We start from the raw sequence: 25,833 nt of genomic DNA, 5'->3' as shown, positions 1-25,833 counted from the left end.
ATAAAAAACAAAGGTTTTATATAAAAAAACTACTTTTTATCGGATTTTTTTGACTTTAATAGAGAAAAAAAAGAGTAATTTCTGTTAAAAAAAATTAGAGAATTAGAAACGAAAACGTTTTTGTATAGGTCATGTAGAGTTAAAAAAGAAGTAGAAAAATAAATTTTTAATTTTTAAAACCAGAAAACAACTCGAAATGAAATATTTTTAATTTTTATAAATGAAATTCAACAGAACTACTGCCAAAATCATCCCAGAAATTGGTCCTAAAATATAAAGTGGTAAAAAAAACATATTTTCTGAAACCGCTGCTGGTCCAAAACTTCTTGCTGGATTCATGGAAGCTCCACAAATAGGACCAGCTAACCACGCTTCCAGAAAAACAGTACTTCCAATTAAAAAAGGAGCAAATTTCAACAAAACCTTTTGAGTTGTAGAAATTAATATCACCATCATTAAAGCAAAACTCAGAAAAAATTCTAAAATAAAGGATTCTTGCCAACTTCCACTTGGTAATGTATTCCCTAAATTTTGATTAATTTCAAATAAAAAATGCAAGCATATACTTGCACATAACGCACCGATCAACTGAAAAAAAACATATAAAAGAGCTTGTTTAAACTGTATTTGTTTATTCCATAAAAAAGCAATAGTAACTGCTGGATTGATATGACAATCTGAAAACTTACCAAAGAATTGAACCAATAACCAAACGGTTACACCAAAAACAATTCCAATTCCAAACGCCTGAATGATTCCATTATATTCTTCACTAATTATAACAGAACCTGTTCCCAAAAAAACCAATAAGAAGGTTCCAAAAAACTCACTTATATAATAAATCCTTCTATTTTCCATTTTTAATTTTTGAAAACACATAAGCCATTTCAGAAGCTATCACTTCACTACTTTCTAGATATTTTTCATCCATTAGAGCAGTTCCATCATATTCCTTTGGATCATTGTATCGAATAGGAAATCGTCTTTCTGCACCAGCAATAAAAGGACAGCCTTCATCTGCTGACGAACAAGTCATTATAGCTGCAAAATTAGATTTTGGATTAAAACTATTATCAAATGTTTTTGAAAAACCAACAATAGGTAATTCATTTTCATCGTATTTAATAGCCAAAACCGGATTATTACCTTCACTTAATTTTTGAATTTCAAAACCTTGAACCTTTAATGTATCTATAACTTTAAAAAACACTGCAGTTGCTTCTGTTCCTCCTGAATATGTGGTTACATGCTTAATGTCATAATAAAACGCCATAGTTTGTGCCCATATTTGAGACAAATGACTTCTCCTAGAATTATGAGTGCAAATAAAATTCAGGTTAATACTTTGTTTGGCATCAACTCTCTTTTGAATATAATCGACAAAGGGTTGCAACAGTTCTTTTCTTTCTTCAGAAACAGAATTACTAGCTAAATTCTCTACAATATTAGAAATCTTCTTATACATTTTATTTATGTTTTAGCCCAGACAGTAGCAACATCCTTTTGCAGTTGAAAGCTAATTTTTGTTGGTCTTAAAAAGCGACCTTAGAAGCTCTTTTAAGACCAACAAAAATAGCTTGAGACAATGAAGATAAAGTGAATGGCTGGATTAGCTTCTACTAATTAACAACACCCTGAGTCTGGAGTACATGATTTTTCTTTAGCATTCCATTCTCCAATTTTAACTTTTAATTTTTCGGGCGGAATACCGCATTTATCTTGAGCCAAACAATTTGTTAACTTAGAAGTTAGCAAAAAGTTTTCACCATTAAAATCCAAATTAAATTTACCAATCGTATCTTTCATTTGATATTCCACTTCTATTTCTAAATCTTCTATTTCAATATTTTTTTCAGACAATTCTATTATGTGAATCAATTTTTCAGGATGTAAACGATGATCATAATCGTTAGCTTCCCACAATTGAAAATTAACCACTTCTTCTTTACGAACGATTCCTCCACAATCAATAAAATGCTTAGAGACTTTCCCTACTTCAGTAACATGAAAATGAGAAGGCACTAACTCTCCGTTTGGCAATTGAAATGCAATTGTTGATAGTTCTTTTAGTTTGTTTTTTATTTCTGATAGTTTCATAATATAGTAATTAGTTGTTAATAAATTGTGATTAGCAACATTTGTTTTGCAGTTGCTTTGTTATTCCTTTAAAGTAATCTTGAATTACTGCAATAGTATCTTGGTTTAAACAATAACAAATGGCAGTTCCTTCAATAGTACCTTTAATAATATTAGCATTTTTTAATTCTTTCAAGTGTTGAGAAACGGTTGGCTGAGCCAATGGCAATTCGTTTACAATATCACCACAAATACAAGAATCGACACTCAGCAAATATTGAATAATCGCAATACGAGCTGGATGTGAAATAGATTTAAACAAAGATGCCATTTGATTTTGTTCTTCTGTAAAAAATTCAGTTTTAGAAACTCCCATATAAATATTATTATATTGCAATATTACGATATAATAATTAAAAGAAAAAATAATTCATAAAAAAAGTCCTGATAAAAATCAGGACTTTTAGTATTTAAAAGAAATTAGAGTTTATTTTTTTTCTCCTTTTTCCATTTTAGCTTTTAATTCAGCTAATGCATCGATATCTCCTAAAGTTGATTTCTCTACATTATTATTAGAAGAAGAGCTAGTTTCGATAGTTTTAGCCGCTTTTTCTTCTTCTTCACGGAAGATAGCTGTATGAGAAGCTACTACTCTTTTGAATTCTTTGTTGAATTCAATAACTTTAAAGTCAGCAGTATCTCCTTTTTTCAATTTTTTACCATCTTCTTTTTCTAAATGACGAGTTGGTATAAAAGCAACAACATCATCACCAAAATCTACAGTTGCACCTTTGTCAACGATTTCACCAATAGTACCATTATGAACAGTTCCTACAGCGAAAGCATCTTCATGCTTATCCCATGGATTTTCAGTAGTTTGTTTGTGACCTAAAGATAATTTACGACCCTCTACATCTAATTCTAACACAACAACATCCATTTTGTCTCCAACGTTTACAAATTCAGATGGGTGTTTGATTTTCTTAGTCCAAGATAAGTCAGAAATATACACTAAACCATCGATTCCTTCTTCTAATTCTACGAAGATACCAAAGTTTGTAAAGTTTCTAACAATACCTGTATGCTTAGAACCTACTGGATATTTAGCAGTGATATCTGTCCAAGGATCTTGAGACATTTGTTTGATACCTAAAGACATTTTTCTTTCATCTCTATCAAGAGTTAAGATAACTGCTTCTACTTCATCACCAATTTTCATGAAATCTTGAGCCGAACGTAAATGCGTTGACCAAGACATTTCAGAAACGTGGATTAAACCTTCAACACCTTCAGCAACCTCAATGAAAGCACCATAATCAGCTAAAACAACTACTTTACCTTTTACTTTATCACCAATATTTAAATCAGCACTTAAAGCATCCCATGGATGAGCGTTTAATTGTTTTAAACCTAATTGAATTCTTGTTTTCTCATCATCGAAATCAAGGATTACAACATTTAATTTTTGATCCAATTCAAGAACTTCGCTTGGGTGATTGATTCTAGACCAAGATAAGTCAGTAATATGGATTAATCCATCTACACCACCTAAGTCAATGAACACACCGTAAGAAGTGATGTTTTTAACCACACCTTCTAAAACTTGTCCTTTTTCTAATTGACCAATAATTTCTTTCTTTTGTTCTTCGATATCTGCTTCGATAAGCGCTTTATGAGAAACAACTACGTTTTTGAATTCGTGGTTAATTTTAACTACTTTGAATTCCATAGTTTTGTTAACATACTGATCGTAATCTCTAATTGGCTTCACATCAATTTGAGAACCTGGTAAGAATGCTTCAATTCCGAAAACATCTACAATCATACCTCCTTTAGTTCTACATTTTACAAAACCATTAACGATTTCACCAGACTCATGAGCTGCAATAACTCTATCCCATGCTTTGATAGTTCTCGCTTTTCTATGAGATAATACTAACTGACCTGTTTTATCTTCACGAATATCGATAAGTACTTCTACTTTGTCACCCACTTTTAAGTTTGGGTTGTAACGGAATTCGTTTAAAGAGATAACACCTTCAGATTTAGCATTGATATCAACGATTGCGTCTCTATCTGTAATTCTAACTACAGTACCTTCAACTACTTCCTCATCTTTAGTATCAATAAAAGTTTTTGACACTAATTCTTCAAATTCTAATAAGTTTTTTTCATCTACTACATCAATTCCTTCTTGGTAATTGTGCCAGTTAAAATTTGCTAAAAACTCTTCTTGTGTTTTGTTAATTTCAGACATGCTGATTTAAAAATTTGTATGTTGTGTTTTTAAAGGGTTTTTAATACAGACTAAAAACTACAACAGTGTTTACATAAATAATTGATACCTAGTGAAAACCCATTTCCGTCAAAAGGTGTGCAAAATTACAAATAATTTATTAACTACCAAATATTTATAAGAAGAAAAGACTCTTATTGAAGAAGAGTAAAGTATGATTCTGAAATAAATTCAGAATGACAAATTTTTCAAATCAAACCTATTCATTAAATTTTCTCTTCGATTAACTTCATAACAAGTTCAAATTGTTCCTTTTTACTCATCGCAGAATTATCTATTTCAATAGCATCACCTGCTTTTACTAAAGGAGAATCTTCTCTATGTGTATCAATATAATCACGTTGTTGCACATTTTCAAGTACTTCTTGAAAGGTAACATTTTGTCCTTTTTCCACTAATTCTTCAAAACGCCTTTGCGCTCTTGTTTCTGCAGAAGCATTCATAAACAATTTTAATTCTGCATCAGGAAAAACTACAGTCCCAATATCTCTTCCATCCATCACAATAGCCTTGTTTCTTCCCATAGCCTGTTGTTGTTCTACCAATTTAGCTCTTACTTCAGAAATTTCAGCAATTTGACTTACATTTCTTGACACATCAATAGTACGAATAGGTTCCTCAACATTTACATCATTCAAATACATTTCTGCAAAACCTAAATCATAATTTAACTGAAACTGTAATTGAATATTAGACAACTCTTTAATTAAACCTTCTTTATCCAAATAATTTTCTTTAACAAAACCATTTTGCATAGCAAAATAAGTTACAGCTCTATACATAGCACCTGTATCAACATACACATAACCTAATTGTCTAGCTAATTGTTTAGCCAATGTACTTTTTCCTGTTGACGAAAATCCGTCTATTGCAATTGTAATTTTTTTCATCTCTCAATTATCACTTTCACTAGCATAAATTAACCCTTACTTAATTAGTCTTAGAAATTTTTCCAATCCTTTTTTTGAAAAAATTTGTCCATTTATACTATATTTTTTTGAATTGTCTAAATCCGATTTTATTTCAATAATTCTATCATACTTAGAGCCTAACAAAAACAGCAGACTCTTATGGAGCAAAGGTTTATACATTGTCTTTTTCCCATTTATCTTTTTTAAATCAATTTCTTTTATCGTAAATCCATAAATATTCTTAAAACAAAGCTTTCTGTTTTTAAACAAAACATTTACTTTAATGAAGTAAAGAGAAAAAAAAGAAAAAGTTAAAAACAACAATATCTTTTCGATAAATAATAATTGAATTTTAAAAAAAAGACTTAATAATATGAATACAAAAAAGAAAGATGTATTAATTAACATCAATAAAATAAATAAAAATTTGTTATCTCTTTCAATTTTAATCATTATACTATAATTCTTATTCTAAATTAATCATCAACCCAAACAAACTAGTACTTGCTGCTAATGTATATCTTGAATACGAATAATCAAATTTAATTTTACCAAATCGCAATCCAAATCCAGCTGAAATTCCTGAAAAACTTCTTTGGTCTAAAATTTTTAATTCTTGTCCTCTCCTAAAATTATACCCCAAACGTATATTAAATCCTTTTTCGGGAAACAATTCGGCTCCCATAATCACATGGCGCAATGCATTATTAAAAAAAGAAACTTTCTCTTCATTCGTTTCTCCATCCAAGGTACTCTCTGCTCTATTAGGATTTGAAAAAGCAATATTCCATTGTTGTAAATTTTCTAAGGTAAGATGCCAACGAATAGGCACATTTTCTAATAATTGAGAGACTCCTGCATCAATGGATAATGGTAATTTTTCTCTTATATCCTGATAAGGCGTGATTTGAAAACCTAAATTACGAACTGCTAAACCCCAATTAATATCATTTTTTTCATCGACATATAAAAACCCTAAATCAGTTGCTACACCCCAAGAATTATAAGATTCTAAAGTAGAAGAAATTAACTTTACATTAGTTCCAATATACATATCTGTCCATGGAATATTGTAAGCATAACCTAAAGATAAAGCCGCCTCACTTCCTGTAAAATCAGAAGTAATATTTCCTAATTCATCTCTTCCTTCAAAGGTTCCATAATTGATATAATTAATTCCTGCATGAAAAGTTTGCACATGCTGATCCCATGTATATGCATAAGCAGCTGTACCATAAGATACTTCTCCGTAATAATTTCCGTAATTAACAGACAATCTATTACTCATTTTCTGATTAATAGTTGCAGGATTATAGAAAGCTTGATTCACATCATAGTCAACTACAGTAACCGTTTTACCTCCTAAAGCAGCTTGTCTAGGAGATTGAGCCAAATTTAAAAATTGGTATACATATTTACCTCCTATTTGCGCTTGGCAAAAAGTAATTGATAAAATAAAAAACAATTGTAATCTTAATTTCATTCTTAATTTTAATTACCAACCAGCAACCAATAGTCTTTTAGCTGATTTTCACTGCATTTTTGATACTTAGCATATACTTTAGCTACCGCGTCAACTATCATAAACTCATTTCCTCCGTTACAGTATTGATTTATAGCATCATGAATCGAATAGGCTTCAGGGCACATCAAACCTGTTGTCCAAACTAAAGGTTTTGACTTAGCTTCATTCATATCTGAAGAAAAAAAGCGTTTACTATAGCAAGCTAATGTAATACAATCTCTTTCTTTATTATCAGTATTTTTAATTTCTTCATGGATTTTAAAATCCATTAATCCATCATGACCAATATAACCTACTAAATTTGAATTCCCGTTTATTCCCAAAGTCTTGTCACCAACAACTATTGCATCTTTTAATTGACCCGAACAACTTTTCAAAAAATCAATAGTACACTGTTTGATAAACTTTCCATTATAAGCATCCGCAACAATATAATTATCTTGAGTTACATGCTTAAAAACCAATCGTTCCATTTTAACACTATCAATTGCTATTGTTTTTATCAGTTTCCAGCTAGTACTTTTCTTAAAATAGGTTTTCACACCAAAAGCACATCCCCAATACAAATTATTTTTAGGATCTTGTCCGTTTCCAATACTTTTTGGAACTGGAACAATGCCTTGATACTTATTATCGCACAAAGCTACTAAAATATGTATAACTTTCTTCGATTTATTATGAGACTCATTATTAAATACAGTATTACATTCTATTGGAACAACAGAATGAGTTTTAGCAAATTGTTCTTTTTGGTTTTTAGCACCACTAAAAACCAAAAAAAAGAGTTGGATAACAGCAAAAAAATGATTCATCAAATAATTCAATTCTATAAGATAACGTATTTCTAAATTTAAAATTATAAAAGCAAATCCATAAAACAATAAAAAACCTAAACTTTATATAAAGTTTAGGTTTTCATCTTATTATAAAATTCTAAAAAACTAATCTAATTTCTTAGCATTTTTTACTTTTTGATCAGTAATTGCAATAGCAACTACTTCACTCATTCTATCAACATAATGAAAAGTTAGTCCTTTTAAATATTCTGGTTTAATTTCATCTATGTCACGTTTATTTTCATAGCAAAGGATTATTTCTTTAATATTAGCTCTTTTGGCTGCTAAAATTTTTTCTTTAATTCCTCCAACAGGCAACACTTTTCCTCTTAAAGTAATTTCACCTGTCATAGCTAAACTTTTCTTGATTTTCTTTTGTGTATACGTAGACACCATCGAAGTTAACATAGCAATACCCGCACTTGGTCCATCTTTTGGTGTAGCACCTTCTGGAACGTGAATGTGAATATTATTATTGTTAATTACTTCACTTGGTATACCCAATAATTCACTATTCGATTTAATATACTCTAAAGCAATTGTAACAGATTCTTTCATAACCGTCCCAAGGTTTCCCGTCATAGTCATTGCTCCTTTTCCTTTAGAAATAGTCGATTCAATAAATAAGATATCACCACCCACAGAAGTCCACGCTAAACCTGTAACCACACCTGCTGTATCGTTATTCTCATACTTATCACGCTCCATTCGAGGAGCTTTCAGAACCGTTAAAATATCTTCGTCAGTCAACGTTTTATTATACACTTCTTCCATAGCAATAGATTTTGCTGCATGACGTACTACTTGTGCGATTTTTTTCTCTAGACCACGTACACCTGATTCTCGCGTGTAACCTACCACAATTTTTTCTAATTGTTTTTTACCAATATGCAAATCATCTGAACTTAATCCGTGTTCTTTTAATTGTTTTGGCAACAAATGTTTTTTTGCAATCTCTATTTTTTCTTCAATAGTATAACCCGACATTTTAATGATTTCCATTCTATCTCTCAAAGCAGGTTGAATAGTTGACATGCTATTTGATGTTGCAATGAACATTACTTTAGATAAATCATACCCTAACTCAAGAAAATTATCATGAAACTCCCCATTTTGTTCTGGATCTAAAACCTCCAATAAAGCCGAAGAAGGATCTCCATTGAAACTACTTGATAATTTATCAATTTCATCCAAAACAAACACCGGATTTGAAGTTTTTGCTTTTTTAATACTTTGAATAATACGTCCAGGCATAGCACCAATATAGGTTTTTCTATGACCACGAATCTCAGCTTCATCACGCATTCCTCCTAAGGAAATTCGAACATACTCTCTTCCTAATGCTTCTGCTACAGATTTTCCAATAGAAGTTTTACCAACACCAGGAGGTCCAAATAAACAAATAATAGGAGATTTCATATCATTCCTCAATTTCAAAACTGCTAAATGCTCTATAATTCTTTGTTTTACGTCTTCCAATCCAAAATGATCTCTGTCCAAAATTTTCTGAGCTCTTTTTAAATCGAAATTATCTTTAGAGTATTCGCCCCAAGGTAAATCAAGAAACAATTCTAAATAATTTCTTTGGATTCCAAAATCTGGAGAATTTGGATTAGAGCGTTGCAACTTAGACACTTCTTTCTCAAAATGAGTAGCTACATTTTCATCCCATTTTTTAGCTTTCGCTTTCTCACGCATCTCTTCAATTTCAGCTTCATAGGAAACTCCACCCAATTCTTCCTGAATGGTTTTCATCTGCTGATGTAAGAAATACTCTTTTTGTTGTTGATCTAAATCAAATCGGACTTTAGATTGAATATCGTTTTTCAATTCAAGTTTTTGCAACTCTAAATTCATAAAACGAAGTGTTTCTAGCGCTCTCTCTTTCAGGTCATTAATAGAAAGAAGATTTTGTTTTTCCTCAACCGAAAGATTCATGTTTGAAGATACGAAATTGATTAAGAAAGGGTTACTTTCAATGTTCTTAATTGCAAAAGTAGCTTCCGTTGGAATATTTGGGCTTTCTTTAATAATTTGGATAGCCAAATCCTTAATAGAATCGACTATAGTATTAAATTCAACATCATCCACATTAGGCCTAGCCTCACTAACTTCCTTTATTGTTGCTTTTAAATAGGGTTCTTCCTGAGTAAACGCATCAATCTCAAAACGTTTTTTACCTTGAAGAATTACAGTAGTATTACCATCTGGCATTTTTAAGACTCTAATAATTCGAGCTACAGTACCTATATGATGAACATCATTTGGAGTTGGCTCTTCAACATTTTCATCTATTTGAGCTACAACACCAATAACTTTTCCTCCAGCATTAGCATCATTAATCAATTTAATCGATTTATCTCTTCCAGCCGTAATTGGAATAACTACTCCTGGAAATAAAACAGTATTCCTTAATGAAAGAATAGGCAAGTCATTTGGTAATTCTTCATTATTCATTTCTTCCTCATCCTCAGGGGTTAATAAAGGTATTAATTCTGCATCTGAGTCAATTTCTTGAAGTGACAAGTTGTCAAATGTTAGTATTTTTTGATTTGGCATAATTATAAAAGGGTCATTTTGTCATTAATAACTAGTACAAATTGTTATTATTGCATTACAAAATCAGCATTAAAACACTGATAATCAACAATAATAAACAATTTAGCTTTTTATAAGCATAATAAGAAGTCAAGAGTTGTGCCATAAAAAAATCCCGAAAGTAAATTTTCGGGATTTTTGTTTATTTTTATAATTTTCCTACTGATAATAAACATCAAAAGTTCCTTGTGAGATACTATGAGTTGTAGCACTAGTAAAACTAGTTCCAGTAAACTGAAATGTACCAACTATATGCTTTGTTCCAACATCATGAGTAGTAATCGTTACCGTACCAGGGTTAGCACCAAATGAATTTACGCCAGACGCATCTTGATTATACAATCCAATATTATTGGTACCTAAAGGCAAATTCTCCAAATCATATGTACCTGGAGTCATTCCTCCTACTAAGCTCAAAGAAATATTTTCTATATTCCCTCTTCTACCGATTATTGTTATAGAATTATTCGCTTGAATACCATCAACATTTGTAGGAATAAAATCTGAACCATCTAACTTACAGAAAAAACTATTCGTGGATGGAGATGTATTATTTGCAGTAAATGGAACTGAAAATTGTCCATTAGTAAAAACTTTTGTTTCTGTTTGTGTTAAAGTGCCATCATACCTTACTCCTGTAAACTTAAAATTTCCTGTAATAATATTTGTAGTTGTATTGATTGAAGATATTACTAATTCAGCAGTATCTACATAATTAGTAAAGCCTTGATTTGTAGCATCTGAATTACTCAAACTAACGTATGGGACCTGACCACTTCCAGCAGAATAAACCAATCCTAAAGAAGTTATAGATGTTGCACTAGCCCAATTATAAGTACCCACAGCTCCTTGCGGGACAGTGATTTGAAAAAAACTACCATTACTCTTCATTGCTGAAATAGAAATATAATCGGAATTTACAATTGCCTGTATATTAGAAGCATTGTTCCATGTTTGTCCATCAAAATCAGCTTTAAAAACTGTTGCAGTACTTCCACCACCACCAGAATTTCCTCCACCAGTACTACCAGATCCAGAACCATTTCCATTACCTGAATTTACTTGATTTGATAAAGCAGGATCTAAAGGTTCAACCTCACTACATGAAGTGATTGAAAAAATAGCTATTAAAACAATAAAAGCAAAAAGATTGTTTATTTTTTTCATTACATATAAATTAAAAGTAGCCAAAAATAGTTTTTATTTTTATTTTTTAGGCACTCTTATTAATAAAAAGATACCTATTATAAAAAAAACAGCTAAAAAAACAATTGCATTTCGCATAGAACCAGATATTTGATCAATCGTTGCAAATATTCCCATTCCTATTACAATACCTATTTTTTCCGCCACATCATAGAAACTAAAATAAGATGCTGTATCTTCCGTTTCTGGCAAAAATTTAGAATATGTTGATCTAGATAAAGATTGAATTCCTCCCATAACTAAACCAACAAACCCTGCTGTTACATAAAAATGGATAGGCTCCGTCACAAAAAAGGCAAAAACACAAATTATTGCCCAAATTACATTAATAATCAGTAGTGTTTTAATATTTCCGAATTTCGAAGCCATTTTTGAAGTAAAGTAAGCCCCTAAAACAGCCACTAATTGAATAACTAAAATACTTATAATTAATCCTGATGTTTTTTGACTATCAGTTTCCCAATTAATCTCTTGTTCTCCAAAATAAGTAGCCACAAGCATAACCGTTTGTACCGCCATACTGTATACAAAAAAAGCTATCAAATACCGTTTCAAAGCTAAATTATGAAACAACTGGTCTTTAACTTTCAATAATTCTTTAAAGCCATTAAAAAGCACTTTACTAGAAACTTTGTTATTTGATTTATTCCCTTTAGGCAAATAATAAAAAGTATATTGACTAAATAACAGCCACCAAATCCCCGTAAACACAAAGGATAATTTCATAGCTTCCATTGATTCAATCTTATTTTCTTTTGACAAAATTAAACCCAAGCAAATAAGCAATAAAATAACACTACCCACATATCCAAAAGAAAATCCTTTTGCACTTAAAGAATCTTGTTGATCCTTATGAGCAATATCTGGTAAGTAAGAATTATAATAAACAATACTTCCCCAAAAACCAATTAAACCAAAGTAGAAACAAGAAATTCCAAAATAAACATTATCTTCTGTAAACCAATACAAACCTATACATGAAAAAGCCCCTAAATAACAAAAAAATTGCATGAATCGCTTTTTATTACCTACGTAATCTGCTATTCCCGAAAGTAACGGTGATAAAAAAGCTACCGTTAAAAAAGCAAAAGCTGTTACATAACTAATTAATGCAGTACTTTTAAAGTCATTTCCTAAAAAATGTATTGTAGGATTCTCTTTAGAATAGAGAAAACCAAAATACAAAGGAAATATACTAGAAGAAATAACTAACGAATATACTGAATTTGCCCAATCATAAAATGCCCAAGCATTTAATAATTTTTTATCGCCTTTTTGCAATTTTTCCATAATAATATTAAAATAAAAATCCCGATTTATAAATCGGGATTGAAGATACATATTTTTTTATTTACTTGAAAGTTACTCCAAATTTTGCTGCTTCAGCTTTTGCTTGTGGTATCAAACTAGTTAAATTACTAATTCTAGTTTCATTACTTGGATGCGTACTTAAAATTTCTGGTGGTGCAGAACCAGAAGACATAGCAGACATTCTCTCCCACAATCTAACCGCATTTACTGGGTCATATCCAGCAATAGCCATTAGAGTTAAACCAATCATATCCGCTTCACTTTCATGACTTCTACTGAAAGGCAACATAACACCAACTTGAGAACCAGCTCCATATGCCTGCATGACCAATTGCTGTGTTTCTTCGCTTTTATTACCAACTGCAACTTGAGTACCCACTGCTCCTAATTGCTGAATTAACCCAGCACTCATTCTCTGTTGACCATGATTCGCTAATGCATGTGCTACTTCATGTCCCATAACTGCAGCTATTCCAGCATCATCTTTACAAACTGGAAGAATTCCTGTATAGAAAACAATTTTCCCACCTGGCATACACCAAGCATTCAATTCTTTACTATCAACTAAATTATACTCCCAAGCATAACCATCTAAATAGTCCGATTTACCATTAGCATTTAACCATCTTTCAGCAGCCGTTTTAATTTTCATTCCAATGGTCTCAATTTTTTTTGCATCTGCTGTTCCTTTTATAACTTTGCTTTCAGATAAAAACTGATCATACTGTTGAAAAGCTGAAGGGAAAATTTGACTATTTGGAACTAGAGCCATTGTATTTTTTCCCGTAAAAGGATTTTTAGCACAGGATAAAACCAAAGCAAAAACCAATACAAATAGAAACTTTATTTTATAATTCATTTTTTTTTGTTTTAAACAAAGTTACTACATTTAAAAAATGATTTCAAACATTCATTGAAAAAAAATAATAGTATTTTTGTATTTAAACCGTCGAACAATATTCATAATGTCAAAAAGAAAAAAAAATATTTCCACTAATTCCATTCCTTCTTCACTACTCAAATTTATTTCCATTTTACAAAAAGTATCAACCAAGCTTACTGTTAAATTTGCTTCAAAACTTTTTGGTTCACCTATAAAGTATAAAATTCCAAAAAGGGAATTTCATATGGAAAAAAAAAGCAAACAAGAATTACTTTATATCCCAAAAATTAAGAAACAAATAATGATTTATCAATATGGAGAAAACTCTAAAAAAGTACTATTAGTTCATGGTTGGTCTGGCAGAGGAACCCAACTTGTAAAAATAGCTGATAAATTAATAGAACTTGGATATTCCACTATTAGTTTTGATGCTCCTGCTCATGGCAAATCTCCAAGTAAAAAGACTTTAATGCCCGAATTTATTGAAAGCATCCTAGAACTTGATAGAAAATTCGGCCCCTTTGAATATGCAATTGGACATTCACTAGGGAGTATGTCGATTTTAAATGCAATCAAAGATGGTTTAAAAGTTCAAAAAGCAATTATTATTGGAAGTGGTGATAGCGTGAATGACATCTTAAAAGATTTTGTCTCGAAATTAGGATTAAAACCGATTATTGCAGAAAAAATGAGAGATTCATTTGAAAAAAAACATGCTATTGACATGGAGAGTTTTTCTTCCAATATAGTAGCAAGAAAAATTAATATTCCTACTTTAATAATTCATGATAAGAATGACACTGATGTTCCTTACACAGCTTCCAAAAATATACATTTACATTTAAAAAACAGTAAATTAATTTTAACAGAGGACTTAGGGCATCGAAAAATATTAGGAGACGAGAAAGTAATCCAAGAGATTGAATCATTCTTATCAAACTAAAACAAAAAACACTTCTGATTACACAGAAGTGTTTTTTATTATTTTGTAAAACATTATTTAGCCTATTACATTCCTAGCATTGATTTTCTTAAATCTTTATCTGCAGGATTGTTAGAAAGCCAAATACCAAATAATGCTTTTTTAAAATCTTGTCCATCAACAGAACCTTTTTTAACATTATTTTTATAAACTACAACTCCAGTACCTGGAACATTTGCAAAGGTAAAAGAATCTCCTTTTTTAAATTTTTCATTAAAAAAAGATTTAAATTTAGTAATGTCATCTTTAATAGGATCAATATTATTATTTGTCGATTTTAAAAACCCTTCATCTAATGCTGTCATCATTTTTTCAGCGGAAACCATTCCTGAAACAACATCAAGTTTTATTGCTGCTATTTCTGTACTATTTACTACTTCTGTCCCATTAGTGCTTTTTTTAGGGAGATATAATGACCCAACATATAAATCTATCCACCATTTCTCCCTAATTCCTGCTCCATTAAGAACTAACTTCTTACCTTCAACTGTAATAGTTTCATCTAATTTCACACCTGAAACTGTTGTTTGTGCATCAGCATATGACGAAATGAGAATAATTAAAAATGTTAAAAAATACTTTTTCATAATTTATTTATTGTTTTTTTTGCTAATATATATTTTTTTATTGAAATTATTATCAAATTAATCAATTAGAAAAAGCATTTCAATAAAAACTACAAACCTAGCATAGCTTTCTTTAATTTTTCATCAGCAGGTTTTACACACAACCAAACACCAAATAAAGCTTTTTTGAAATCATGTCCTTCAATAACACCTCTTTTTACGCTATTTTTAAAAACAGTAATGCCAGTTTTAGGATTATAAACAATCATAAATTCATCGTTTTCTTTCATTGTACTATCAAAAAATGAAATAAACTTATCTATTTCAGTTTTCAAGGCACTAGTACTTCCATTCATTGAATTTTGAAAACCTTCATCAAACATTTCCTTCATCCTTTCTGATTTTAGTAATCCAGAAACTACGTTAATTTTAATAATTGCAGGTTCAGTACTGTTAATAATTTGATCCGCATTTGTGGTTTTTGATGGCACATATAAAGACGCAACATACATATCTATCCAAACTTTTTCTTTAACACCCGCACCGTTTAAAACAAGGCGATTGCCTCCAAAAGATAAAGTTTCATAAATACTTACACCAGATAATTTTGATTGAGCTGGAGCATAAATAAGGGGTAACATTGTAAAAGTTAACAGTAGGTAAAGTTTTCTCATAGTTGAAACATATTAAATAATTGTTAAATATATAAATTTTTTCTTTTTAATTTGTTAATAGTTGCATTTAATTCAAAACCGAGTAAAAGAACCATACAATTTATCCAGATGTAAAACATTAAAACAAGAAGCGTGCCAATTGACCCATACAACTCATTATATCTTGCAAATTTTTCGACATAAATACCAAATATATAAGAAGTTAGAACAATTAGCAAGGTTGTAAAAACCGCACCATAACTAATAAAAGAGATGTTTTTCGTCTCAGTTGTTCCAAATTTATATAGAATTGATGTTGTTATTAAAATCATTAAAATCACAAATAAATATCTTCCCCATTCAATCAAATGAACATCATTACTTATAAAGCCCTGTGTCTTAATCTTTTGAATTAACACTTCAAAAATTACAATTGAAGCCACAGTAATAATCAATATTAAAGACAATGTTATTGAAATAGCTAAAGCTATAAAATATTGCCGAAAAAAACCTCTTGTAATTGTTATATGTGTCGACATTTCAAAACCTCCTAATATTGCATTAACTCCATTTGTCATTAAAAAAATAGATAAAATAAAACCAGAAGAAAGTAAACTTTTATAACTAGTATTCATTATATCTTTGATAATCAACTCAATAGCTTCATAAGTATTTGGAGGAACACCCTTTTCTACAAAAAACAAAAAGTCATCTTGAAAATTTTCGATCGGAATATAAGGAATTAAATTTAAAATAAATAATGCAAATGGAAATAATGCCATAAAAAAGCTAAACGCAACAGCACTAGCTCTATAAGAAAAGGCTCCTTTTAAAATACCTAAAACATATAATTCAATTATATCATAAAGCGATAATCCTTCAAGTGAGGACAAAGTAATCTTTTTCCCTAAAATAACAAGGTGCTTTATTACAGGAATTTTACCTAATTTATTTTCAATCACTTCAGACATTAAATCGCTTTTAAGCTTAAATCCATATTGTAAACAGAATGTGTTAATGCTCCGGAAGATATGTAATTAACTCCACATTCTGCATATTGTTTTATTGTATTTTCATTAATATTACCTGAAGATTCTGTTAAGCATGTATTACCAATTAAAAGAACCGCTTCTTTAGTCATATCAAAAGTAAAATTATCCAATAATATTCTATAAACCCCTCCTGCCTGTAGAATTTCTTTCACTTCATTCATATCTCTTGCCTCGACTATTATTTTTAAATCTTCATTATTGTCTCTCAAATATTTTTTAGTTTTTTCTATTGCTTTAGTTATTCCTCCTGCAAAATCAATATGATTATCTTTAAGCATAATCATATCATACAACGCAAATCTATGATTTTCTCCACCTCCAATTTTAACTGCCCATTTTTCTGCCGCTCTAAGTCCTGGTGTAGTTTTCCTTGTATCTAAAACCTTAGTTGAAGTTCCTTTTAATAAATTAACAAAATAATTTGTCTTAGTTGCAATTGCACTCATTCTTTGCATTGCATTTAATACCAAGCGTTCTGCTTTCAATATAGACTGAGATCTTCCTGACACATGAAAAACAACATCTCCATAAGCGACTTCTTGTCCATCATTAATAAATGTTTCAACTATTACATCTTTATCTACGTAAGCAAAGACCTTTTTAGCAAATTCAACTCCTGCTATAATACCATTATCTTTAACCAATAATTTAGCCTTGCCTTTTGCTTCTTTTGGAATACATGCTAAAGAGCTGTGATCACCATCTCCTACATCCTCTCTTATAGCATTAGCAATTATTAAATCTAATTCTTTTTGAAATTGTTCTTCTGAAATCATATTCTAAAATTTGAATTGCTAAATTAAGAATTCGATTTCATAAATATTTTATTTTTAACATAAAAGCAAAAAAAAATCCCGATTAAATCGGGATTACATCAAATATCTTTTTACTTGTAAATAGTCTCTTTTTTAAAATGCTTAGTTAATAAATAATAAAAGACTACTCTGTATTTATTTTTATTAGATTTTCCATACTGCTCTATTACTGCTGAAATTGCACTATCTAGCTCTGGTCCATCTTTCAAGCCTAATTTTTTTATTAAAAAATTATTTTTTACAGTCGCTAATTCTTTATCATCCGTTCCAGAAACTGTTGAAGAATCGGCATTATAAATTGATGGTCCACAACCAATTGTTACTTTAGTTAGCAAATCCATATCTGGAGTAACACCGCACTTATCTTTCAAATCAGCAGCATATTTAGTAATCAACTCGTCTCTTTTACTCATAATTTTTGTTATTTAAGTTATTTTAGATTTTATTTTAAATTTAGTTAATTTTACTAAAAAACACAATATTTATTCATAAAAGTATAATTTTATTTTAAATTTTTAAAATAATCTAGCAAAATTTTATCATTTAATTTTTCAGGAGTTTGAATCTCTAACAAACTAGGTTTGTCATTTGAAGCTAAAAAAACTGAAAGAGAATTCTCTAATTTTACTATATCTGAAATCTTTCTATAAGTGAATCCAAACATTTCAGCTAGGTACTTTGCATTTAAATTATGGGAAGTTTCGAAATAAGTATTAAAAACTTCATTTTCTGAGTGTCCTGGCAAAATTCTAAAAATACCTCCACCTCCATTATTAATTAATATAATTTTAAAATTCTTTGGAACATAATTATTCCACAACGCATTACTATCATAAAAAAAACTAATATCTCCTGTAATAAAAACCGTTTGCTTATCAGAACCAACTGCAGCACCAATAGAAGTTGAAGTACTTCCATCTATACCACTAGTTCCTCTGTTACAAAAAACAGAAATCGATTTATCAATTTCTACTAATTGTAAGTACCTTACAGCCGAACTATTACTTATTTGCAACTGACTATTTTTTGGCAAATTTTTAGTAATTACATCAAATACTTTAAAATCAGAATAAGGAATAGTTTCTAAATAGGTGCTTGTTTTATTTTTTCTCAACTGAATAATCTCTTGCATTTTTAAATTATATCCTTCTTCATAAGAGAGACAAGAAATCATAAGCTCTTTGAAAAAGGCTTGAATGTTTGTTTGAAAATGCTTTGTAAGACTTCCGTAAGTATCATAAGCTCTTAACTCGTCAACATGCCAATGTTCATTTGGTTTGTATTTTCTAAGAAATGCTTTTATCCGTTTTGAAACTACCATTCCTCCGAAAGTCAAAAGAATATCGGGTTGAAAAAAAACAAATTCTTCCTCAGAAAAGGGTGTTATAATGGTATCAATATGATTTACAAAGCTAGTATGATTCAGATTGGATGTTTTTTCAGTCATGATAATTATAGAATTATCTTTGGCTAAAAAGTCTATAATGGATTCTTCAATACTATTAGGTTTACTTTCTCCTACTACTATTAATTTTTTTTTACTTGAATTCCATCTATTAATATAAGCATCACTTAAAACAAAATTAGATTGCACTTTAGTTTCAAAAGAAGTCCACTTTGGATCAACTAAAATTTCATCTATAGTATCGTACAAAGGCTCTTCAAAAGGCACATTAATATGTACAGGTCCTTTTTGACTCACAGCCAAATGCAAAGCATATTGTATAGCAATATCGTTTTCTTCAGAAATTCTTTCAGTTAAATTAGCACTATTAATAATATGATTGGAAAAAACATTTTCTTGACGAATCGTTTGCCCATCACCAATATCAATTTTATCATGGGGTCTATCTGCACTAATGACCACTAATGGAATTTGACTGTAAAAAGCTTCTGCTACAGCTGGATAATAGTTTAAAACAGCAGAACCAGAAGTACAAACAACCGCAACAGGTTCGTTTAATTGTTGTGCAATTCCCAAAGCAAAAAAAGCTGCACAACGCTCATCTGCAATGCTATAACATTTAAAAAAAGAGTTACTGGCAAAACCTATGGTTAAAGGAGCATTTCTAGAGCCTGGAGAAATAACAATATGTTTTAGTCCTTTAGCTTTACAAATAGCAATAATAGTTTGTGCTAAAGGAATTTTAGGGTATTTATTTTTTGGTATCAAATCTTTACAGTAAAAGTTCTTAAATGGAACGAATAAATTGAACTACAAAGGTAAAAAGTTAACCAACTTTTTAAATAATTTTATAGAAAAATAAATTCTCCAACACTACCTGTTACGACAAGACCTTATCATTACTAAGATTAAGAAGCTATTTTAAAACTAGATATTAAGAATACCTTATTGCTTTACAAAAACAGAAGTTTAAAAATTATTTAAAATTCTAGTCTGTATTGATGTAATTATCCTTTATTTTCAATCCAATTAACTACTGAAGCATCCGTTGGTAAAGTACGTGGTGAAATTATTTTTTCCAATTCTCCTTGCTCATTTATAAGGTACTTCTGAAAATTCCAAGATACTTCACTATCTTCTAAACCATTTTTATCTTTTCGAGTTAAAAACTTATAAATTGGATTCATATCTAATCCTTTGACAGAAATTTTACTCATCATAGGAAAGGTAACTCCATAATTTCTTTCGCAAAAAGCTGCTATTTCCTCATCATTACCTGGCTCTTGAGATGCAAAATTATTTGCAGGAAAACCAATAATTATAAAATTAGCATCTTTATACTTGTCATACAAAGCCTGTAAATCTTTATATTGAGGTGTTAATCCACATTTAGAAGCTGTATTAACTACCATTATTTTCTTTCCTTTCAAAGTAGAAAAATCAAATTCATTTCCTTCAATGTCTTCTACTTTAAACTGATATATAGTCTCTTTCATAATTTCATTTTTAGTTCCCATTTTATTAAGAGTCTTTTGAGCTTGTAAATTCTGATTAGCCGAAAACGCAATAGTACAAATAATTAAAAACTTTTTCATATCTATAATTTTGTATAAAATTACGTTTTTTAGTAAGCTATTATTCTTAAACAAATCATAAATATTAATAAAATTTTGTATTTTAGAAATCTAAATAAACAACCAATATGTTTTTCTATCGAACCTTGATTTCATTTATACAAGATGATGAATATAGAGATTTACTAATTACTACAATTTTGATTGTACTAACAGGAACAATAACATATCATTATTTAGAAGGTTGGAGCATTATTGATTCTCTTTACTTTTCTGTAGTAACACTAACTACAATTGGCTATGGTGATTTTGCTCCAAAAACAGATGGAGGTAAGTTATTCACAGTTTTATATATAATAGTTGGTATTGGAATGATTCTTAGTTTTATAAACACTATTCAACACCATTACACACACATGCGTTATAAAGAGCGTAAAGAAATTTTAAGAAAGAAACTAAAGAAACAAAACAAGGATATTAAATAACTATTATTATATACAATAGCAAAAACGAATTATCAATAAATGACAATTCGTTTTTTATATAAATTATGGCAGCAATTTATCTTAGTATTTTTTATGACCTTTATGTTTCCCTTTACTATGTTTGTCTGCATAATAATGCTTCTTTATTTTATACTTCATTTTATGGTCATGAAAATGGTTGTAAGGTCTTTGTCCATGATAATCTAAACCAACTCTATATCCTCTCTGTATATTATAATGACTACAATGTCTTGGTAAATATCTTGATCTAGTCCATCCCTTTGAGGTATGATATAAATATACCGCAGCTTGTACATCAAAATAAACTTCAATTTCTGGATAATAATAATATTCGACTACTTCACGATGGTTACATCTAGAATCGTGCACGTGTCTGTATTCGGTTTCATAAACACGATTTGTATTTGCATTAATGTTAATACTAACAGAAAGCTGTGCGTTACTTTGCAAAGCAAATAACAAAGCTATTACTATAAATAAAATTCTTGTCCTTTCGATTACTACTTCGCTAGGGTTCTTAATTTGTATCGTTTTCATAATGTATTGTTTTTAATCTGTTACTATAAGTATAAATCCAAATACTGTGCCAAAACAAACTTTCATTTTTTTTTGAAAGTTTAAAAACTTTTGTATACATTTGCATTATCAAATAAGATAAACCATCAAATGGAATTCAAAGAAGCAAAAAACAAATTCGTTCAAACATGGGGAGCACTTGGTTCTCAATGGGGAATTAACAAAACCATGGCTCAGATTCATGCTATGTTAATGATCAGTAACGAGCCTGTTTCTATGGAAGATATTATGGAAGAATTACAAATTTCTCGTGGAAATGCAAGTATGAATATTAGGGCTTTAATGGATTGGGGCATTGTTTACAAAGAGTATAAACCTGGAGAAAGAAGAGAGTTTTTTACAGCCGAAAAAGATTTAGACGAATTAGCCGTTAAAATTTCTAGAGAGAGAAGCAAAAGAGAAATCAAACCTGCCTTGAAAGTTTTAAAAGAAGTTTCTTCAATTGAAGTCAATAATTCATCTGAAGAAAAACATTTTGTGGAGCAAACTTCAAAACTATATGATTTTGTTTTAAAAGCAGATAATGTTTTGGATAAGATTACTGAATACAAAGACAATTGGTTGGCTAGACTAATTGTAAAAATAATGAAGAAATAACTAAAAAAATTTAATCAAAACTTTCATTTTTTTCTGAAAGTTTAAAAATAATAAGAATTATGAAAGCTATAAAATATTGGAACACATTTGCAATAGGATTACCAATTGTACTTTTATTTTTGGGTTGTATCAGTGAAGCATTCTTATTCTATGCTGCTTTATCTACTATGTTAACAGGAATAATTCAAGTTGTTTTAGGATTAAAAATGTTATTTAAAAATCCTGAAAATAAAAGTTTACAATTGTATGCAGGGAGTGTTGGTTTATTTTTCATGACTTGGGTGATAAATGCAGGATTAGATTACATAGATATTGTTACTTATATATTAGTACCTATACCTTTTATTTTACTGGTTTATCTTTCAGTAATTATTTATAACTCTAAAAATTAAGCTATGGAATTCTCATTAAAATATAGTAAAGTCATCAATATAATTGCACTTCTCTTTTTACTTCTTGGTGGATATGGAATAGCTCTTACAGGACTATTTCAAGTTTTAGCGGCCATTCTATTTCTACTACATTCTCCAAAAAACAAACTAATCTATATCTATTTTAGTTTAGTATTCTTGTTTTTCTTTATTTGGGATGGAGAGTTTACTTGGTTATTTTTAATTCCAGTTTTTTTAATTTTCTTTTTGACTTATATTATTCATTTTTACAATAGAAAACCTATTAGCTTCTTAACCGCAAACTGGGAAAACCTAGTCTTAATCAATTATGAAATTGATGCAACAATTTTAGAGAAGCACCTTCCAAAAGGAACTGAAATTGATTTATACAATGGCAAATGCTATGTAAGTCTTGTTGGGTTTTTATTTCAAAACACTCGAATTTTAGGTTGGAAAATTCCGTTTCATGTGAACTTTGAAGAAGTCAACCTTAGATTCTACGTAAAACGAAAAGAAAACAACGAATGGAAACGTGGTGTGGTTTTTATTAAAGAAATTGTCCCAAAACCAGCTTTAACATTTGTTGCAAATACTATTTACAAAGAGCATTATCAAACACTTCCTATGAAACACAGTATTACCTCATCTCAAGAAGGTTCACAACTTGTTTACCAATGGAAATCAGGCAATAAATGGAATTCCATTGAAATAAATGTAAAAAAAGAATTGCTTCCAATTGAAGAAAATACAGAAGCTAAATTTATTTGCGAACATTATTTTGGGTATACCAAATACAGTGCAAACAAAACCTTTGAATACGAAGTAAAACATCCAAGATGGGAACAATATGAAGTTATAGCCACCAAAATTGAGGTTGATTTTAGTAGTAATTATGGAAGTGATTTTGCCCATTTAAAAGACCTAAAACCAACTTCCGTAATTCTGGCAAAAGGATCTGAAGTAAGTGTTGAAAATAAAAGAACAATCTCATGAAAACATTAAATGATCACACTCTGCTTTACGATGAAGATTGTCCGATGTGTAACCTTTATACTTCTGGATTCATCAAAGTAAATATGCTAGATGAAAACGGAAGAAAACCATTCGCAAAGCTATCGAAAGAGGAACAAGACTATATTGATTTAGATAAAGCTAAAAATGAAATCGCATTAGTAGACACCAAAAACAAAAAAGTACTTTATTGAATTGACAGTTTACTAAAAGTAATAGGAAATTCTTTTCCGTGGATGGAGAAAGTTGGGAATTGGAAACCCATCAATATCTTTTTAAAAAAACTATACAAATTCATTTCTTACAATAGAAAGGTAATTGCTCCAAGTACAAGTAAAAATGAAAACAACATGCAATGTGTTCCAACTTTTAATGTAAAATATCGCTTGTTATATATCTTATTCGCAACGCTTTTTACAGCAGTTATATTATTTCAATATGCGGAATTCATTACACTTTTACCCAAAGCTAATTTTGGTAGAGAATTACTTTTAGCAGTTGGTCAAATTGGTTTTCAATATGTATTTATTCGTAAAATAAGCAAACAGAATCAACTCAATTATATTGGAAATTTAGTTACTGTTTCAGTAATGGGAAGTTTATTTTTATTGCCAATTTTAATACTAAATCAATTTATCGAAATTAATGAATATGTAGTTTTAGGTTGGTTTGGATTAACGGTAAACCTAATGATTTTGGAACATTATAGAAGAATAAACATTCTTGGATTACCAAAATTTCTAACACTAACTTGGATTTTGTATCGCGTTTTAGCTTTAGGAATCATTTTAATATTTTAATTATGAAAAAAATAGTCATAGCAGCAGGAACTGGATTTCTAGGAGAAGTCTTAGTCAATTATTTCAAAGATAAATGTGAAGAAATAGTAGTTTTAACTCGAGGGAAATCTAAAATTAGAAACACTATAAAGTATGTACATTGGGATGCCAAAACACTCACAGGTTGGGAAACCGAATTAGAAAACGCAACCGCCTTAATTAATCTGGCAGGAAAATCGGTAGATTGTCGTTATACTGATACTAATAAAAAAGAAATTTTGGCTTCACGTGTTGACAGCACTGCTATTTTAAACATAGCCGTTTTAAGTTGTAAAAAACCACCAAAACATTGGCTAAATTCATCAACAGCTACAATTTATCGTCACTCAGAAGACAAACAAATGACCGAATTAAATGGAGAAATAGGCAATGATTTTTCTATGAATGTAGCTAAAACTTGGGAACAAACTTTTTTTGAAGTTCCTACAAAAAACACTTTAAAAACAGCTTTACGAACGTCTATTGTTTTAGGCAAAAACGGAGGTGCCTTTATTCCGTTAAAAAGATTGTCACAATTTGGATTAGGTGGTAAACAAGGGAATGGCAATCAATTTATTAGTTGGGTACACGAATATGATTTTGCTAGCGCTATTGATTTTATAATTCAGCAAGAAATGACAGGAGTAATCAATATAGTTTCACCAAAACCTATTCAAAATAAAGTATTCATGAAACAATTGCGAAAAGTTGTTGGAATGTCAATAGGTTTTCCTATTTCATTAGCACTATTGAAATTAGGTGCAAAAATCATTGGTACAGAACCAGAATTGGTTTTAAAAAGTAGAAACGTCATTCCAGGACGATTACTTCAAAATGGATTTCAGTTTGAATTTGATACATTAGAAAAAACATTTAAAAATTTAGTATCATGAACCTCAATATCATTGGTTATCTCATCTATTTTAGCATCACTTTTTTCATCATCATAAAAGTAGGCAAGATATGTTATGACAATGGAAATATTTATGTGTTCCAATTAATTCCTGATCATGAAGCACTTTGTCAAAGAATCAATCAAATGTTATTACTTGGTTATTATTTGCTTAACATTGGTTATTGTGCCATGACGATTATTTCTTGGCAAAAAATAACAACTCTTCCTTATTTAATAGAACTAATTGCTTCAAAATCAGCAATTATTATTGTTACTATTGCTCTTATGCATTACCTCAACATTTTTTTACTCACTACATACATTAAAAAATTAATTTAAAATCAAAATT

The 25,833-nt window shown here is 29.7% G+C and carries 29 protein-coding genes; 9 read left to right on the top strand and 20 right to left on the bottom strand.

Annotated elements, in window-relative coordinates; translation table 11 throughout:
- Window positions 1–207: 207 nt before the first annotated feature.
- The 12 genes from FIA58_RS19670 to FIA58_RS19615 form a co-directional block, all read right to left on the bottom strand.
- On the bottom strand, window positions 208–858 hold the full coding sequence (locus FIA58_RS19670) for an MIP/aquaporin family protein (protein ID WP_165928961.1): 651 nt from the start codon (window positions 856–858) through the stop codon (window positions 208–210).
- The gene (locus FIA58_RS19665; RefSeq protein WP_140964405.1) at window positions 848–1,465 is read right to left on the bottom strand and encodes an arsenate-mycothiol transferase ArsC; all 618 of its coding nucleotides are present in this window, start codon (window positions 1,463–1,465) and stop codon (window positions 848–850) included. Before FIA58_RS19665 ends, FIA58_RS19670 begins: the two co-directional genes overlap by 11 nt.
- A 158-nt stretch (window positions 1,466–1,623) precedes the next feature.
- Window positions 1,624–2,097 (bottom strand): DUF6428 family protein, encoded by a 474-nt coding sequence (locus tag FIA58_RS19660; protein ID WP_140964404.1) that lies wholly within the window; start codon window positions 2,095–2,097, stop codon window positions 1,624–1,626.
- 31 nt (window positions 2,098–2,128) lie between these two features.
- Entirely contained in the window at window positions 2,129–2,452 is a 324-nt protein-coding gene (locus tag FIA58_RS19655; RefSeq protein WP_140964403.1) for an ArsR/SmtB family transcription factor, read from the bottom strand.
- Between the two features lie 111 nt (window positions 2,453–2,563).
- On the bottom strand, window positions 2,564–4,333 hold the full coding sequence (rpsA, locus tag FIA58_RS19650; RefSeq protein WP_140964402.1) for a 30S ribosomal protein S1: 1,770 nt from the start codon (window positions 4,331–4,333) through the stop codon (window positions 2,564–2,566).
- Window positions 4,334–4,578: 245 nt separating this feature from the next.
- A complete protein-coding gene (cmk, locus tag FIA58_RS19645) occupies window positions 4,579–5,262 on the bottom strand; it encodes a (d)CMP kinase (protein WP_140964401.1) in 684 nt (227 codons plus the stop codon).
- 487 nt (window positions 5,263–5,749) lie between these two features.
- Window positions 5,750–6,766: a type IX secretion system protein PorQ gene (gene porQ / locus FIA58_RS19640; RefSeq protein ID WP_140964400.1), complete on the bottom strand. Its 1,017-nt coding sequence runs from the start codon at window positions 6,764–6,766 to the stop codon at window positions 5,750–5,752.
- Window positions 6,767–6,774: 8 nt separating this feature from the next.
- Entirely contained in the window at window positions 6,775–7,620 is an 846-nt protein-coding gene (locus FIA58_RS19635; protein WP_208022836.1) for a hypothetical protein, read from the bottom strand.
- Between the two features lie 129 nt (window positions 7,621–7,749).
- On the bottom strand, window positions 7,750–10,203 hold the full coding sequence (lon, locus tag FIA58_RS19630) for an endopeptidase La (RefSeq protein ID WP_140964399.1): 2,454 nt from the start codon (window positions 10,201–10,203) through the stop codon (window positions 7,750–7,752).
- 198 nt (window positions 10,204–10,401) lie between these two features.
- The gene (locus FIA58_RS19625) at window positions 10,402–11,409 is read right to left on the bottom strand and encodes a DUF6252 family protein (protein ID WP_140964398.1); all 1,008 of its coding nucleotides are present in this window, start codon (window positions 11,407–11,409) and stop codon (window positions 10,402–10,404) included.
- A gap of 39 nt (window positions 11,410–11,448) precedes the next feature.
- The gene (locus FIA58_RS19620) at window positions 11,449–12,738 is read right to left on the bottom strand and encodes an MFS transporter (protein WP_140964397.1); all 1,290 of its coding nucleotides are present in this window, start codon (window positions 12,736–12,738) and stop codon (window positions 11,449–11,451) included.
- 61 nt (window positions 12,739–12,799) lie between these two features.
- The gene (locus FIA58_RS19615) at window positions 12,800–13,618 is read right to left on the bottom strand and encodes a M48 family metallopeptidase (protein WP_140964396.1); all 819 of its coding nucleotides are present in this window, start codon (window positions 13,616–13,618) and stop codon (window positions 12,800–12,802) included.
- Between the two features lie 106 nt (window positions 13,619–13,724).
- Between FIA58_RS19615 and FIA58_RS19610 the strand changes: the two genes are divergently transcribed.
- Window positions 13,725–14,585 carry an alpha/beta fold hydrolase gene (locus FIA58_RS19610; RefSeq protein WP_140964395.1) on the top strand — a complete coding sequence of 287 codons (861 nt, stop codon included), beginning with the start codon at window positions 13,725–13,727 and terminating at the stop codon, window positions 14,583–14,585.
- A gap of 65 nt (window positions 14,586–14,650) precedes the next feature.
- Here the strand turns inward: FIA58_RS19610 and FIA58_RS19605 are convergent, their stop codons facing one another.
- From FIA58_RS19605 to FIA58_RS19575, 7 genes are all read right to left on the bottom strand, one after another.
- Window positions 14,651–15,211: a chalcone isomerase family protein gene (locus FIA58_RS19605; protein ID WP_140964394.1), complete on the bottom strand. Its 561-nt coding sequence runs from the start codon at window positions 15,209–15,211 to the stop codon at window positions 14,651–14,653.
- A gap of 89 nt (window positions 15,212–15,300) precedes the next feature.
- A complete protein-coding gene (locus FIA58_RS19600; protein ID WP_140964393.1) occupies window positions 15,301–15,864 on the bottom strand; it encodes a chalcone isomerase family protein in 564 nt (187 codons plus the stop codon).
- A 23-nt stretch (window positions 15,865–15,887) separates the two neighbouring features.
- Window positions 15,888–16,814, bottom strand: a complete 927-nt coding sequence (locus FIA58_RS19595; RefSeq protein ID WP_140964392.1) for a YihY/virulence factor BrkB family protein — start codon at window positions 16,812–16,814, stop codon at window positions 15,888–15,890.
- A complete protein-coding gene (nadC, locus tag FIA58_RS19590) occupies window positions 16,814–17,671 on the bottom strand; it encodes a carboxylating nicotinate-nucleotide diphosphorylase (protein WP_140964391.1) in 858 nt (285 codons plus the stop codon). Before nadC ends, FIA58_RS19595 begins: the two co-directional genes overlap by 1 nt.
- 110 nt (window positions 17,672–17,781) lie before the next feature.
- Window positions 17,782–18,123, bottom strand: coding sequence for a DUF2853 family protein (locus FIA58_RS19585; RefSeq protein WP_140964390.1), 342 nt, complete (start codon window positions 18,121–18,123; stop codon window positions 17,782–17,784).
- An 89-nt stretch (window positions 18,124–18,212) separates the two neighbouring features.
- Window positions 18,213–19,883: a 2-succinyl-5-enolpyruvyl-6-hydroxy-3-cyclohexene-1-carboxylic-acid synthase gene (menD, locus tag FIA58_RS19580; RefSeq protein ID WP_208022835.1), complete on the bottom strand. Its 1,671-nt coding sequence runs from the start codon at window positions 19,881–19,883 to the stop codon at window positions 18,213–18,215.
- Between the two features lie 239 nt (window positions 19,884–20,122).
- Window positions 20,123–20,710: a glutathione peroxidase gene (locus FIA58_RS19575; protein WP_140964389.1), complete on the bottom strand. Its 588-nt coding sequence runs from the start codon at window positions 20,708–20,710 to the stop codon at window positions 20,123–20,125.
- 107 nt (window positions 20,711–20,817) lie between these two features.
- Here FIA58_RS19575 and FIA58_RS19570 point away from each other — a divergent pair, with 107 nt between their 5' ends.
- Window positions 20,818–21,174, top strand: a complete 357-nt coding sequence (locus FIA58_RS19570; protein WP_140964388.1) for a potassium channel family protein — start codon at window positions 20,818–20,820, stop codon at window positions 21,172–21,174.
- An 81-nt stretch (window positions 21,175–21,255) separates the two neighbouring features.
- On the opposite strand, the gene FIA58_RS19565 is transcribed toward FIA58_RS19570, so the two are convergent.
- Window positions 21,256–21,732: a hypothetical protein gene (locus FIA58_RS19565; protein ID WP_140964387.1), complete on the bottom strand. Its 477-nt coding sequence runs from the start codon at window positions 21,730–21,732 to the stop codon at window positions 21,256–21,258.
- A gap of 129 nt (window positions 21,733–21,861) precedes the next feature.
- Between FIA58_RS19565 and FIA58_RS19560 the strand changes: the two genes are divergently transcribed.
- Genes FIA58_RS19560 through FIA58_RS19535 form a run of 7 tightly spaced genes read left to right on the top strand, consistent with a single transcriptional unit; the run spans window position 21,862 to window position 25,823 of the window.
- Complete coding sequence (locus tag FIA58_RS19560) at window positions 21,862–22,368, top strand: GbsR/MarR family transcriptional regulator (protein ID WP_140964386.1); 507 nt, start codon at window positions 21,862–21,864, stop codon at window positions 22,366–22,368.
- A 59-nt stretch (window positions 22,369–22,427) separates the two neighbouring features.
- Window positions 22,428–22,760 carry a hypothetical protein gene (locus tag FIA58_RS19555; RefSeq protein ID WP_140964385.1) on the top strand — a complete coding sequence of 111 codons (333 nt, stop codon included), beginning with the start codon at window positions 22,428–22,430 and terminating at the stop codon, window positions 22,758–22,760.
- 3 nt (window positions 22,761–22,763) lie between these two features.
- Entirely contained in the window at window positions 22,764–23,753 is a 990-nt protein-coding gene (locus FIA58_RS19550) for a YqjF family protein (RefSeq protein ID WP_208022834.1), read from the top strand.
- Window positions 23,750–23,965, top strand: a complete 216-nt coding sequence (locus tag FIA58_RS21540) for a thiol-disulfide oxidoreductase DCC family protein (protein WP_243754712.1) — start codon at window positions 23,750–23,752, stop codon at window positions 23,963–23,965. Before FIA58_RS19550 ends, FIA58_RS21540 begins: the two co-directional genes overlap by 4 nt.
- A gap of 42 nt (window positions 23,966–24,007) precedes the next feature.
- The gene (locus FIA58_RS19545) at window positions 24,008–24,571 is read left to right on the top strand and encodes a hypothetical protein (protein WP_243754711.1); all 564 of its coding nucleotides are present in this window, start codon (window positions 24,008–24,010) and stop codon (window positions 24,569–24,571) included.
- A gap of 2 nt (window positions 24,572–24,573) precedes the next feature.
- Window positions 24,574–25,482, top strand: coding sequence for a TIGR01777 family oxidoreductase (locus tag FIA58_RS19540; protein WP_140964384.1), 909 nt, complete (start codon window positions 24,574–24,576; stop codon window positions 25,480–25,482).
- Window positions 25,479–25,823, top strand: a complete 345-nt coding sequence (locus tag FIA58_RS19535) for a hypothetical protein (RefSeq protein ID WP_140964383.1) — start codon at window positions 25,479–25,481, stop codon at window positions 25,821–25,823. The genes FIA58_RS19540 and FIA58_RS19535 overlap by 4 nt, the downstream gene beginning before the upstream one ends.
- Window positions 25,824–25,833 lie beyond the last annotated feature (10 nt).

This window comes from Flavobacterium jejuense (genome assembly GCF_006491595.2).
GTDB classification, from domain to species: domain Bacteria; phylum Bacteroidota; class Bacteroidia; order Flavobacteriales; family Flavobacteriaceae; genus Flavobacterium; species Flavobacterium jejuense.
Note: the sequence above shows the minus strand (reverse complement) of the source record. Positions and strands in the feature narration are given on the sequence as shown.

Excerpts from the sequence above, each read along its gene's own strand:
- FIA58_RS19570 (WP_140964388.1), top strand. The coding sequence starts at position 20,818 with ATGTTTTTCTATCGAACCTTGATTTCATTTATACAAGATGATGAATAT.
- FIA58_RS19535 (WP_140964383.1), top strand. The coding sequence starts at position 25,479 with ATGAACCTCAATATCATTGGTTATCTCATCTATTTTAGCATCACTTTT.
- FIA58_RS21540 (WP_243754712.1), top strand. The coding sequence starts at position 23,750 with ATGAAAACATTAAATGATCACACTCTGCTTTACGATGAAGATTGTCCG.
- FIA58_RS19610 (WP_140964395.1), top strand. The coding sequence starts at position 13,725 with ATGTCAAAAAGAAAAAAAAATATTTCCACTAATTCCATTCCTTCTTCA.
- FIA58_RS19560 (WP_140964386.1), top strand. The coding sequence starts at position 21,862 with ATGGAATTCAAAGAAGCAAAAAACAAATTCGTTCAAACATGGGGAGCA.
- nadC (WP_140964391.1), bottom strand. The coding sequence starts at position 17,671 with ATGATTTCAGAAGAACAATTTCAAAAAGAATTAGATTTAATAATTGCT.
- FIA58_RS19670 (WP_165928961.1), bottom strand. The coding sequence starts at position 858 with ATGGAAAATAGAAGGATTTATTATATAAGTGAGTTTTTTGGAACCTTC.
- FIA58_RS19545 (WP_243754711.1), top strand. The coding sequence starts at position 24,008 with ATGGAGAAAGTTGGGAATTGGAAACCCATCAATATCTTTTTAAAAAAA.
- FIA58_RS19575 (WP_140964389.1), bottom strand. The coding sequence starts at position 20,710 with ATGAAAAAGTTTTTAATTATTTGTACTATTGCGTTTTCGGCTAATCAG.
- lon (WP_140964399.1), bottom strand. The coding sequence starts at position 10,203 with ATGCCAAATCAAAAAATACTAACATTTGACAACTTGTCACTTCAAGAA.
- FIA58_RS19565 (WP_140964387.1), bottom strand. The coding sequence starts at position 21,732 with ATGAAAACGATACAAATTAAGAACCCTAGCGAAGTAGTAATCGAAAGG.
- FIA58_RS19550 (WP_208022834.1), top strand. The coding sequence starts at position 22,764 with ATGGAATTCTCATTAAAATATAGTAAAGTCATCAATATAATTGCACTT.
- rpsA (WP_140964402.1), bottom strand. The coding sequence starts at position 4,333 with ATGTCTGAAATTAACAAAACACAAGAAGAGTTTTTAGCAAATTTTAAC.
- FIA58_RS19600 (WP_140964393.1), bottom strand. The coding sequence starts at position 15,864 with ATGAGAAAACTTTACCTACTGTTAACTTTTACAATGTTACCCCTTATT.
- FIA58_RS19555 (WP_140964385.1), top strand. The coding sequence starts at position 22,428 with ATGAAAGCTATAAAATATTGGAACACATTTGCAATAGGATTACCAATT.
- FIA58_RS19665 (WP_140964405.1), bottom strand. The coding sequence starts at position 1,465 with ATGTATAAGAAGATTTCTAATATTGTAGAGAATTTAGCTAGTAATTCT.
- porQ (WP_140964400.1), bottom strand. The coding sequence starts at position 6,766 with ATGAAATTAAGATTACAATTGTTTTTTATTTTATCAATTACTTTTTGC.
- FIA58_RS19655 (WP_140964403.1), bottom strand. The coding sequence starts at position 2,452 with ATGGGAGTTTCTAAAACTGAATTTTTTACAGAAGAACAAAATCAAATG.
- FIA58_RS19625 (WP_140964398.1), bottom strand. The coding sequence starts at position 11,409 with ATGAAAAAAATAAACAATCTTTTTGCTTTTATTGTTTTAATAGCTATT.
- FIA58_RS19660 (WP_140964404.1), bottom strand. The coding sequence starts at position 2,097 with ATGAAACTATCAGAAATAAAAAACAAACTAAAAGAACTATCAACAATT.
- FIA58_RS19635 (WP_208022836.1), bottom strand. The coding sequence starts at position 7,620 with ATGAATCATTTTTTTGCTGTTATCCAACTCTTTTTTTTGGTTTTTAGT.
- FIA58_RS19620 (WP_140964397.1), bottom strand. The coding sequence starts at position 12,738 with ATGGAAAAATTGCAAAAAGGCGATAAAAAATTATTAAATGCTTGGGCA.
- FIA58_RS19605 (WP_140964394.1), bottom strand. The coding sequence starts at position 15,211 with ATGAAAAAGTATTTTTTAACATTTTTAATTATTCTCATTTCGTCATAT.
- FIA58_RS19540 (WP_140964384.1), top strand. The coding sequence starts at position 24,574 with ATGAAAAAAATAGTCATAGCAGCAGGAACTGGATTTCTAGGAGAAGTC.
- FIA58_RS19585 (WP_140964390.1), bottom strand. The coding sequence starts at position 18,123 with ATGAGTAAAAGAGACGAGTTGATTACTAAATATGCTGCTGATTTGAAA.
- FIA58_RS19595 (WP_140964392.1), bottom strand. The coding sequence starts at position 16,814 with ATGTCTGAAGTGATTGAAAATAAATTAGGTAAAATTCCTGTAATAAAG.
- cmk (WP_140964401.1), bottom strand. The coding sequence starts at position 5,262 with ATGAAAAAAATTACAATTGCAATAGACGGATTTTCGTCAACAGGAAAA.
- FIA58_RS19615 (WP_140964396.1), bottom strand. The coding sequence starts at position 13,618 with ATGAATTATAAAATAAAGTTTCTATTTGTATTGGTTTTTGCTTTGGTT.